11 protein-coding genes are annotated in these 10,504 nt (G+C 39.9%); 5 read left to right on the top strand and 6 right to left on the bottom strand.

All coding sequences use genetic code 11. The features are described 5' to 3' along the window. Positions 1-342 precede the first annotated feature (342 nt). Positions 343-1,254 carry an ion channel gene (locus AC2JBO_RS38280; RefSeq protein WP_496958869.1) on the top strand — a complete coding sequence of 304 codons (912 nt, stop codon included), beginning with the start codon at positions 343-345 and terminating at the stop codon, positions 1,252-1,254. Between the two features lie 128 nt (positions 1,255-1,382). Next, positions 1,383-1,751 carry a phospholipid-binding protein gene (locus AC2JBO_RS38275; RefSeq protein ID WP_496958868.1) on the top strand — a complete coding sequence of 123 codons (369 nt, stop codon included), beginning with the start codon at positions 1,383-1,385 and terminating at the stop codon, positions 1,749-1,751. Between the two features lie 447 nt (positions 1,752-2,198). Here the strand turns inward: AC2JBO_RS38275 and AC2JBO_RS38270 are convergent, their stop codons facing one another. The 5 genes from AC2JBO_RS38270 to glsA all read right to left on the bottom strand — a co-directional run bounded on the left by AC2JBO_RS38270 (position 2,199) and on the right by glsA (position 4,956). Continuing rightward, positions 2,199-2,558 (bottom strand): MarR family transcriptional regulator, encoded by a 360-nt coding sequence (locus tag AC2JBO_RS38270; RefSeq protein WP_496958867.1) that lies wholly within the window; start codon positions 2,556-2,558, stop codon positions 2,199-2,201. 209 nt (positions 2,559-2,767) lie between these two features. Continuing rightward, positions 2,768-2,875, bottom strand: a complete 108-nt coding sequence (locus AC2JBO_RS38265) for a DUF6887 family protein (RefSeq protein WP_496958866.1) — start codon at positions 2,873-2,875, stop codon at positions 2,768-2,770. Between the two features lie 297 nt (positions 2,876-3,172). After that, positions 3,173-3,583, bottom strand: a complete 411-nt coding sequence (locus AC2JBO_RS38260; protein ID WP_496958865.1) for a putative toxin-antitoxin system toxin component, PIN family — start codon at positions 3,581-3,583, stop codon at positions 3,173-3,175. Continuing rightward, entirely contained in the window at positions 3,580-3,834 is a 255-nt protein-coding gene (locus tag AC2JBO_RS38255; RefSeq protein ID WP_496958864.1) for a hypothetical protein, read from the bottom strand. The genes AC2JBO_RS38260 and AC2JBO_RS38255 overlap by 4 nt, the downstream gene beginning before the upstream one ends. A 150-nt stretch (positions 3,835-3,984) precedes the next feature. Continuing rightward, positions 3,985-4,956: a glutaminase A gene (glsA, locus tag AC2JBO_RS38250; RefSeq protein WP_496958863.1), complete on the bottom strand. Its 972-nt coding sequence runs from the start codon at positions 4,954-4,956 to the stop codon at positions 3,985-3,987. 793 nt (positions 4,957-5,749) lie between these two features. Between glsA and AC2JBO_RS38245 the strand changes: the two genes are divergently transcribed. The 3 genes from AC2JBO_RS38245 to AC2JBO_RS38235 all read left to right on the top strand — a co-directional run bounded on the left by AC2JBO_RS38245 (position 5,750) and on the right by AC2JBO_RS38235 (position 9,946). Next, positions 5,750-6,820: a septal ring lytic transglycosylase RlpA family protein gene (locus AC2JBO_RS38245; RefSeq protein ID WP_496958862.1), complete on the top strand. Its 1,071-nt coding sequence runs from the start codon at positions 5,750-5,752 to the stop codon at positions 6,818-6,820. Positions 6,821-7,109: 289 nt separating this feature from the next. Further along, a complete protein-coding gene (locus tag AC2JBO_RS38240) occupies positions 7,110-8,723 on the top strand; it encodes a bifunctional pantoate--beta-alanine ligase/(d)CMP kinase (RefSeq protein WP_496958861.1) in 1,614 nt (537 codons plus the stop codon). A gap of 341 nt (positions 8,724-9,064) precedes the next feature. Further along, on the top strand, positions 9,065-9,946 hold the full coding sequence (locus AC2JBO_RS38235) for a DUF5895 domain-containing protein (protein WP_496958860.1): 882 nt from the start codon (positions 9,065-9,067) through the stop codon (positions 9,944-9,946). A gap of 85 nt (positions 9,947-10,031) precedes the next feature. On the opposite strand, the gene AC2JBO_RS38230 is transcribed toward AC2JBO_RS38235, so the two are convergent. Further along, a partial coding sequence (locus tag AC2JBO_RS38230) for a PIN domain-containing protein (RefSeq protein WP_496958859.1) occupies positions 10,032-10,504 on the bottom strand: 473 nt, incomplete at its 5' end.

Here is a 10,504-nt window from a genome sequence, read left to right as displayed (position 1 = left end):
CTATACAGTAACCATTTTTACAGTTAACTCACATCTAATGCTTAAGTATTAATATTTAGTTGCAATGCTAATAATAAACATAAATATTTATCAATAATACGAATAATAAAGCTTTTTAGCCTGCGTAGGCAGAGAGAAGTTGGCGGTGTCGGCTTCCGGAGCGCCAAACTTCGGGGCTTTGTTCGTATAGCCCCACCCTTCTAGGGTGTAGGTGCTGTGCGAACGGTTATGCATTGCCTGTACGGACGGTCAGGCGGGACGCCTAACCTACGGTATCAAAAATGCTAGATAATGAAGAAATCCTAAAATTCCTAAGCATTTGCCTTAGTAGTGATATATTAGATGCCTAAAAATAGTCGCAAAGATAAAGCTAAACCTCGTGTGGTGAACCGATATGGAACTTTTAAAGGAGTTCGTAAAGGCATATCATATTCACTTTGGCGTTATGACCCTTACCATGCACTATTGACTATTTCCTGGCCAAATTTTATTGCATTGGTAACTTTGGGCTATTTTATTGCCAACGCGATTTTTGCGCTTCTTTACCTTGCAGGTGGTGGTGGAATTGAGAACGCGCGTCCAGGTAACTTTTTTGATGCCTTCTTTTTTAGCGTTCAGACAATGGCATCAATTGGTTACGGCGCCATGTATCCGAAAACAGCTTATGCGAATTTATTAGTTACGATAGAATCAATCATTGGGTTATTGATATTGACAATGGCGAGTGGTATTATGTTTGCTCGCTTTTCACTACCCAGAGCGCGCGTAATATTTAGCCGTGTAGCACTGATAACAAAGTACGATGGCTTACCAACATTAATGTTTCGGGTCGCGAACAAGCGTCAAAACTGGATTTTAGAAGCGCAAATACGTGTAACAATAGTTCGCAATGAATACACTTTAGAAGGGAACTTTATGCGGCGATTTTATGATATACCCTTAATTCGCAGCGAGTCTCCACTGTTTGCGCTTTCATGGTCAGTAATGCACACAATTGATGAAAATAGTCCATTTTATGGTATAACGCAGCAAAAAATGATTGAGGATGAAATGGAAATTCTCGTCATTTTTACAGGAATTGATGAAACAGTATCACAAACAATCCACGCGCGTCATTCATATATACCCGACGAAATCGTATGGGATGCGCGGTTTGTTGATATATTGACTCGAACACGTAAAGGGGAGCGCTGTATCGATTATGCCAAGTTCCATGACTTTGTATCTACTAAGGATATCAAGTCGGAATTGTAACATTCATAAAAAATCTTACTTAAAGTCTATTTACACAGTTAACACATCTATCAATTAAGAGAGATGTGATTAAATAACACAGCATCGTAATATCCTAATGTTATGAATATTTAATAGGAGCAAAAATCATGGGCTGGCTACAAAGACTATTTGGACTCGAAAAACCAGAAAACGCAGAAGTAAATCCCGAACCACAGCAGAACGCAATACAACAAGAAGTTGCCGATGCACCTTCAGCCACAGAATCAATAGCACCCGAACGCATCGGTTTAAACGGAGAATATGACCAAAGCGGTTTAGCCAAGCGCGTTGCACTAGCATTCGACCAAGACGGCGACCTCGATGATGTTGACACACTTTGGGTAGCTCAAACAGGTAGTAAAGTAGTATTAAAAGGTGAAGTCCCTAGCCAAGATGTACTCGACAAAATGGTATCACTCGCGCAAAACGTCAACGGCGCCTCAGATGTAGACACATCACAAGTAACAGTAGCTTAAATTTCTTGTAATCTTCTTGTGGAGCGGGCATCCCGGAGCGCCCCTGATATTAAAACATGAAATATTAGAAACAGGCGCCTTGAATAATAGGACGGGCAGGATGCCCATCCCACAAGATAGATAAACAATGTCATTAGTCACGAAGCAAAGAATCTGAAGCAATACTGCGTAGGTTTTAGTATTAACTTAGAATTAATCCCCCTAAATCCCCCTTAATAAGGGGGACTTTATAAGAGTTTTAGCCGGGAGCATCCACTTTTGGCAGATCGACTTTTCTAGACTACCCGTATAGTAGGCTTTCCGGCGCCAAATAATTATGTATGTTCCAAAAGTGGATGCTCCCGTTTTAGCCCCCGCTTAATAAGGGGGGTTGGGGGGATTAAAATGCTTAATCGAGTAGTATTGGAATCTGAAGAATCTCAATTACTTCACTTACTAAAACTTCCTTCATTTACACCAAAACCTCTTCCAACAAATTACGTTCTTCAACAGGCAACTCAAGTAAAACTCGTCTATCCCCCTTACTTTCTTTATAGCGATACGCAGTATTAGCAAGTCGCAGCGAAATTTGAAATTCAGAAGAAATGACTCTCGTCCTATAGCTTCAGATACGACATAACTCTTCGCGCGTAAATATTTAAGTTGACTCGATGCTGTTTGATGCGTAATAAAACAGCGTTGAGCTATTTCTTTTACCGTAACAGGATGGCGCCTCTCAACTAAAAATTCTATTATCTTTCGCTGTTGCTGAGATAACCATGACATTCGCGCTTGGTAATATGGCGTTAAATCATCAAGCATCCGCATGAACGGTTCTACAAGCTCATCGAGTGATTTACGAGTTAAAAACTGAGAAAAAATTACGTATACGCGCGGGTTTCCACCTGCAAGATGATGAACTGCACGAATGCGTGAGTTTCCTGTTGACGTACAAATAAATGCTTCTAACTCGCTATCTTCCTCTAACTTGGCTATTTGCCTTAATAAATTTACCGCTTCGTCTATTTCTAAATCTTTTAGGTAATAGGGGTAGAAAAAACCATAAAACTATCCAACAACTCGTAGAAAGCCTCCTCATCCTCACGATGTTCTTGAACATATTTTCTTAATTCTTCCGTTGCCATTGAAGCAAAATTTGGTTTCTGATTCAGAAATATTCTACAACTCTATCTATTTTTACAAGCTCTGACACCACTTTAAAAGGGGGTTGGCGCATTCTTTACCTGCAGTACACTACCCTTTAGGAAAAATACGTTTACGTGAACAAACTTCTGTTCCTCTTCCCTCTGCTTCTCTGTGGTGAGAAAATAAATAAATTAGATATAAATTTTATTTGTAAAAGTGACAATCCATAACCTAGATTTTTTCAAAAATAATTTAGGATTGCTATGTTTTGTAAGTATAACTTTCGTTTTATGATTCTATAGCAAATGTGATATAAATTTCCTAAAATTTGAAACAGAAACTATAGTTGTTTGTATTAATGCTTGAGCGTCAGTAAAATCCAAATCGCCAGTAATTAAAAAATTCGCATTAGCCTCGATCGCACAAGATAAAAATTTCGCGTCTTTTTGATCTCTTGGGAAATCAATCTCCAATTTCGGACTAATTACAACTGTAGCAGTATCTAAAATCCCATACCAACGATTGAGTTGTTCTTGGGTCAACTTAAACTTGTTTCTACTTAAAACTTCTCTGTACTCTTGTAAAATCTCTGCTGACACCACCCATTCAATTTCTGGATTACTTATAACAAAAAGAATAACAAATTCTGCATTTCTGCCAGATAGCGCTGCGGAAACCAAAATATTTGTATCAATGATTACTTTCATTCGCCCCTACGGTAAGCCTCAATTTCTGCAGCTATCTCCTCATCTGTTAGTGGATTATCTTGGTGTAATGCTTGTGTTTCTTTGAGTAACTGACGCATTTTTTCAGCTAAATCCTCTCTTCCTTTATCTTCCGCTAAAATAATCACCTCAACTCTTTGTCCAGGTTTGAAAGGCAGCCCTGACAAAACCGTATGATTGGGGTCTTCTACTGTAATATATTTTTTGTAAGCATTCATATGGTTTTCTTGCATTTTAACCTTAATTATATAGTCTCAGACGCTCTCTTGATCTCACAACTCAAAAAACTGTGCTTTGTTTAGAGCCAAAAGACGAGTTTGAGAGCTTAGGAACAAAGCTGATTTTTAGTTTATTTTAACAGACTTGCGCGATTAACCAGTGCATTACATAAACAGGCGCTTGTCAACGCAGTCAAACAAATGTAAGCCGAAGTGTTGTGATAGTTCTTCGCATACTTTTACTCCGCGAATGCTGTTACCCCGCGCGTCTAACAGGGGTGAAAATACTGCTATTCCCATTTGACCGGGTACTACAGCAATAATTCCTCCACTAACGCCGCTTTTTGCTGGAAGTCCAATTTTATATGCCCATTCTCCAGCAAAGTTGTACATCCCACAAGTGTACATAATGCTAAGAATGTCTTTGACGTAGCTACTATCGACTGCTTGCTCTTTTGTAAGTGGGTTAATACCTTTGTTTGCTAATGCTGCTGCCATGACTGCTAAGTCACGACAGTTTACCATTGCTGCACACTGTTGAAAATATAAATCTAATGACTCGTCTATTTGCCCGTCTATCATCCCAAAGTTCAGCATTAAATGCGCCATTGCTCTGTTACGATGTCCTGTGCTGCGTTCAGATGTAAATACAGATATATCTACAAATACATCTCTACCTACATAACGTCGAAACATTTCGAGTAAACGGTTCAAACGTTCGGTGGCGCCAAAGCCTTTAATTAAACTTGTAGTGGCAATGGCGCCTGCGTTTACCATTGGATTATAAGGTCGCTTCGATTGCTCGTCTAAAATAATTGAGTTAAATGCCTCCCCTGTTGGCTCAACTCCAACCCGCTTTAAAACATAGTCTCTGCCGTGGTCACAAAGCGCTAGTCCATAAACAAAAACCTTGGATATCGATTGAATTGTAAATAGATGCTCAAAATCACCAACCGTTACCACATCACCGTCTACTGTAACGATACAAATACTAAATAGGTCGGGATTTACTTTTGCCAGTTCTGGAATATAGTTGGCAAGAGTACCCGTTTGCAACGATTTGTATTTGGAATGTAAATCATCCAAAAATGAAGATAGCGCTGATGCTGTTATCTCTATGTTTTTTGTATCTGTCATTATTCGCGCGGGAAAGAGGGAAAGTTTGTGATATTCAATTCTCCCATTATTCGGCTATTCTGAATGCCAATATATTAATTCAACCTGTAGGTTTTCTGTTTATATGCATAAAAGGTGTCAAAAATTTCTCAGGAGCAAGCTAACAATTATCTACTTATTATTTTTACTTATATAAATTAAACTTAAGTATCAAACTCCATCTCATTCTCTGTTAGTAAATTTACTTAAGTATACGCAATATTACTTACGTACATGTGTTACCCAAAAACATGTTTTTTTTGATTTATCCTTGAGTATTCGCAAAATTACTGTCATATACTTAACCAACTTAGGCACTCTCGAATTTGGGGGTTGTCGGCACCTATCTTGCCAAAATTGCCAAGAGGGTTCTACGTACTGAAGTCTATAATTGAGAAGGATTTTAGGCTAGGGAAAGTATTTATTATTGATTCGTGCGATGCCATTTTGGTTCCTGAAATTTGTTAAGTTTTAAAAAAAAATTCGGTTGTTTCTGAAAATATTTGTTACATCACCCAAAGTCTCTTTCTGATTGACTTAGACCGAGGTCATAGACTTTTAAGATTACTAAGTTTACTAAAGTTTACGATAAATCCCTGATCCCCAAGTGCAAAACTTCGTGTTAGTCTGTTGCAGTCACAAACAAAAAGTGAAAGCGGTACGAGTTTGAGATACTTTGCGGTTTTGCATATTAATTTGCATCCAAACCGCTTTATGTGTGCTTGTGTACGCAGCTGTCTTGGCTCTATCTTACGTAGCTTTAAATTCGGACAAAATGAACCATAGATATTTATTGACCGTTGTTGCTCTGCTTTGTGCTGTTATCGGCACACCTTCAATTGCTAGAAGTCAAACGACTAAGCAAATGGCACAAGACACTTCACAGCCAAATGGCGAAGTGATGAAAGTGGGAGAATATCAAAATCAAAGTAGTAGTGCAGTCACGACGCCGACTACACAGATTCATACCCATAACGTAGCTGGAAGGCAGGCAGCAACGCTTTACATTCGAGATATTCCGGTTTTGACTTTTGTGGGTCAGCAGCAAACCACCAGTACAGAAACCAAGGTTGGTACAATTGGTCAGATGGCAAGCTTACAAGGCTATGCTGTCGCTAACTCGAGCTCACAATCAGCAATCGAATCGGAACAAGTTGACGGTAATGACCCAGTTCAAAGAGCAAGTGTTGTAGCTGCTCGCATCAATGACTTAATTCGGCAAAAAGTTGATGCCAACAAAATTACCGTCAGTTGGGAACGTTCATCTTCTGATACTTCAGTCTCAGCTAATCGAAACAAAAACTTAGCTGACACTCAGTCAAACGGTCGCTATGTCATCAAAGTTGATGGGCAAGAACTAGTAGCGATTGATAATCAAACCCTGGCGCCAGATTCAACTAAAAATCTCGCTGCTGATGCATTACAAGCAACTAACCGCTTACGAAGACTCATCGGCGCCGCTGAACCGATAAGCGAGATTGCAAATTTTCCATTTTCGTTGCCATCACTCCCAATACCAAAGTTGCCCAACGAAATTATAGAACCAATCAAAGTAACGCTTCGTGGAATTGCTTCGTTCTACGGTTACGATGGTTCGGGCAATCGTACAGCCACTGGTGAGCGCTTTAACCCCGAAGCAATGACCGCAGCTCACCGCAGTTTACCCTTCGGAACACGAGTTCGTGTTACCAATACTCGTAATGGACGCTCTGTGGTCGTGAGAATTAACGACCGAGGACCATTTATTCGCGGCCGGGTTATCGACCTGTCCTATGGTGCTGCCCGTCTTATCGGCATGATTGGCGGAGGTGTGGCGCCTGTTAAAATCGAGGTGCTAGGAAAATAATCAAAAACTCGGATTAAAAAACTTGTTTCTTCACAGGAATACTGATGGTTCAGTAAGCATAAAAGTTTCTTATCGAATCCAGCAGTAATACGCACGTCGCAAACCTCACCCGCTTTCATTCACAAATTTTTTTAATTAAGTATTTTCACTTATACACCCTGTGGAGACGCGATATTCGCGTCTCTTTTATTTAATATTAAGGCGCAAATCCCGGTTGCTCATATCTCCGAAGGAGGATTTCAGAGATAAACTAACGTAGGCGGGGAACTGATAAAAATAGGGGTATTGTGTGCGCTTGCTTACGACAATTGCAGCTTTGCGCTGCTATATAGAGAAATGTGGCTTAGAACAAGATGATATGCACTGTTCAGAGCCGCTACAATTTGAAGTAACTAGTTCTCATCAAACAGCAGTTGGCTTAGTACCAACGATGGGAGCTTTGCATCAAGGGCATCTCAGCTTGATTCAACGGGCGCGATTAGAAAATGCCACAGTTATCGTGAGCATTTTTGTAAACCCCCTACAATTTGGTCCAGAAGAAGATTATCAACGCTATCCTCGGACATTAGAACATGACCGAGAATTGTGTGAGGAGGCACGAGTCGATGCAATTTTTGCACCAACTCCGGAACAGATGGGAATAACCCAGAAGTATATACAAGAATCAATCATTACACAGGTTATCCCTCCATCTGCTATGATATCTGGCTTGTGTGGTCGTTCTCGGCTTGGGCACTTTCAGGGTGTGACAACAATTGTTACCAAACTTTTTAATTTGGTAAAGCCTGACCGAGTTTATTTCGGTCAAAAAGACGGTCAACAGTTAGCTGTTATTAAAAAGCTGGTGTGTGACCTCAACTTGCCTATTGAGATTGTTGCTTGTCCAACGGTACGAGAAGCATCTGGTCTTGCAATGAGTTCGCGCAATCAATATTTGAGCGACTCAGAAAAAGAACAGGCTGCTGTTTTATACCAAAGTTTACAGGTAGCTCAAACCGCATTTAAGGCAGGAACTCGCGGTGCCAAAGAACTAATTGCTCTAGTCGAGCAACGTTTGGCAATGGTCAGTTCTGTGATGGTGGAATATATTGAATTGGTTGAACCGACTACTTTAATGCCATTGGAATTTATTCAGGAGGAAGGAATGCTCGCGATCGCTGCTCGTCTTGGTTCTACACGCTTAATCGACAACACCATGCTACGCGATCGCAAACCGATTATCGCTATCGATGGTCCTGCGGGTGCTGGTAAATCAACTGTTGCTCGTACTGTGGCAGCTTATCTCGGTTTAATTTATTTAGATACTGGAGCTATGTATCGAGCTGTTACTTGGTTAGTGCAGCAATCTGGTGTGAGTATTGAGGATGAGTGTGCTATTGCTGAGTTGGTTAGTCAGTGCGTTATCGAACTGGCGCCAAGTCAAAATCTAAATTCTCCAGTTCAAGTATGTATCAATGGTCATGATGTTACCCAGAAAATAAGAACTCCTGAAGTAACATCAAACGTATCAACCATTGCTGCACAAACTGCTGTTCGTACTGCACTAGTAAAACAGCAGCAAGTTTGGGGCAAAAAAGGTGGCTTAGTTGCCGAAGGTCGCGATATCGGAACTCAAGTTTTTCCCGATGCTGAAGTCAAAATCTATTTAACTGCATCCGTCACTGAACGCGCGCGTCGGCGCCAAACCGACTTTACAAAGCAAGGTCTACCGCAAATAAATTTAGAGCAACTGGAAAAAGATATCGCCGAACGCGACGCTAAAGACAGTACTCGTAAAATTTCTCCACTGCGGAAGGCTACTGATGCTGTCGAAATTCAAACTGATGGTTTGGATATTTCCGACGTTACAGCAAAAATCGTTGATTACTACGAACAACGCCTATCACAGGAGCAGTTACTCTAATAACGATTTTTCCTTAACTAACCGAACAAATCCAATCGCTTTTGGTGAGTTGGTACGCTCTAACTCACCTTATAAACATTTTTATAAACATTTATATACTTTTTGCATTTTTATTTCACCAATTTCTATTTATATAGTACAATTTAACCATAAAGGTTATAATAGTAGCATTGTATTATTATAGATGGATAATCTTTAACGTCGTGTTTCGGATGTTAAAACTGCTTAACTATCATACGCAAAGCTCGACGAAAATGGTAAAAAGGTTATCATGCTAACAAAGACGCGAAAGTGTATCCAAAATACACAGTCCTAAATCCTACTGATAAAAGCTCTTAACAATGAAAGCTTCAGCAAAATTCGACTTTGAAGACGAGAAGTTCAATGCACCACCGTCTCAGGTCATCCCTTGGTGCCAAATGATCAACCCACGTTACGGCGCCGATGGTATGCAAGCCTATGGGTTAGCGGTAAAGCTAGATAATGCCCAAGCTGTAGGCTTTGAACCTGACTCGAACTGGCAGAAAATTGAGCATGAGTTTACTTCTGGAGTCGAAACGGTGTATCTAACCACAACTCCGAAAATAGTGATAGTGCGTCGCGGTCCATTATCAGTAAAAGATCGAGAAACCGGAAACAAGCTTGGTACGCTTCGTGATAATTATGATGCCTTTTTAGCAGACAAACTAAAATTTAAAACTTTTACTCGCTACCTTGTTTTTTTAGTTGGTGAAAACAAAAAGTTTTTACATCAAACACCACTACAATTAACGCTTCACGGCGCCGCTGGAGCAAGTTTTAGTAAAACTTACTGCGAATATCAGCAGGGAAGACCATCGGGTGGGTTTGTAGTTGAACTTGAGCGTTCATATGCTTCTTATCGCAAACAACCTTTTACTCCCAAAGGAGCTTTATTTCACGCTCATGGTATCTTTTGTCCAATTATTGATTGTGAAGAAAGAGGAATTCAACCGAATACAGTTTTAGTTTCTTCGACAGTAGACTATAAACATCCTACCGTTTCAAATTTAACTCAATTTTTAATCGCTTCCGACTCTTACGAATCTGAAATTATTAATAAAACATTTGAAGATTACAAAGAGTTTGGTAAAGAACAAGTTCGTGCGGAAAAGGAAAACAAAATGGCAATGGCTGGAGCTGGAGTTGCTAGTTCTTCTTACGTCTACGCAGATGATGATGAATTTGGTTATCCACCATATTAAGTAGGGTGCGTGACGCTACTAAAATATTCAAACGAAGCGCAATACTGATAGCGTCACGCACCTACAATTAAAAATCAACCATCCGTTACATCCGTTCATCATCCGTTGCCAATAGCCCCTGTTTTGACGTTAACAATCTTGGATTTGCGGTTAAAATTATTAAATTAGTACCGCTAAAATCAGCATCGTGAGTAACCAACTTTAAATTATTCACTCTACATAATTCAGCTAATACTTGGTCATTAAAATCAGCTTCACCACCTGCATATTCACTTAATATTGATATAATTTCTGCTGATTCAAATCGGTTTTTAGCTGGTTCAGATTTTTCTAGTATTTTCCGCGCGCGTCGGGCAATTTGTTCTGCAACAGGTTTAAAACTAGAACTGTTGCGAAACAATTTGAAATCACCCGGCTTGAGTTCTGATGGCAGTTTATTATAAAAAAATCGAGCGTAAGCGTTTATAAATTCTGATAGTACTAGCGCATCTAGTACTATTTGACAACCGGCGCCACGAATGCGTCGCAAAGCAGAAGTATAAGCGTATCTATATTGGG

It is taken from the genome of Calothrix sp. CBUCES-K 9914 (genome assembly GCF_059640475.1).
This window is presented reverse-complemented; position numbering and strand designations above follow the sequence as displayed.

What these genes read in the sequence shown, in the direction of transcription:
- AC2JBO_RS38280 (WP_496958869.1), top strand. Translation starts at nt 343, where the DNA reads ATGCCTAAAAATAGTCGCAAAGATAAAGCTAAACCTCGTGTGGTGAAC.
- AC2JBO_RS38275 (WP_496958868.1), top strand. Translation starts at nt 1,383, where the DNA reads ATGGGCTGGCTACAAAGACTATTTGGACTCGAAAAACCAGAAAACGCA.
- AC2JBO_RS38270 (WP_496958867.1), bottom strand. Translation starts at nt 2,558, where the DNA reads ATGCGGATGCTTGATGATTTAACGCCATATTACCAAGCGCGAATGTCA.
- AC2JBO_RS38265 (WP_496958866.1), bottom strand. Translation starts at nt 2,875, where the DNA reads ATGGCAACGGAAGAATTAAGAAAATATGTTCAAGAACATCGTGAGGAT.
- AC2JBO_RS38260 (WP_496958865.1), bottom strand. Translation starts at nt 3,583, where the DNA reads ATGAAAGTAATCATTGATACAAATATTTTGGTTTCCGCAGCGCTATCT.
- AC2JBO_RS38255 (WP_496958864.1), bottom strand. Translation starts at nt 3,834, where the DNA reads ATGCAAGAAAACCATATGAATGCTTACAAAAAATATATTACAGTAGAA.
- glsA (WP_496958863.1), bottom strand. Translation starts at nt 4,956, where the DNA reads ATGACAGATACAAAAAACATAGAGATAACAGCATCAGCGCTATCTTCA.
- AC2JBO_RS38245 (WP_496958862.1), top strand. Translation starts at nt 5,750, where the DNA reads ATGAACCATAGATATTTATTGACCGTTGTTGCTCTGCTTTGTGCTGTT.
- AC2JBO_RS38235 (WP_496958860.1), top strand. Translation starts at nt 9,065, where the DNA reads ATGAAAGCTTCAGCAAAATTCGACTTTGAAGACGAGAAGTTCAATGCA.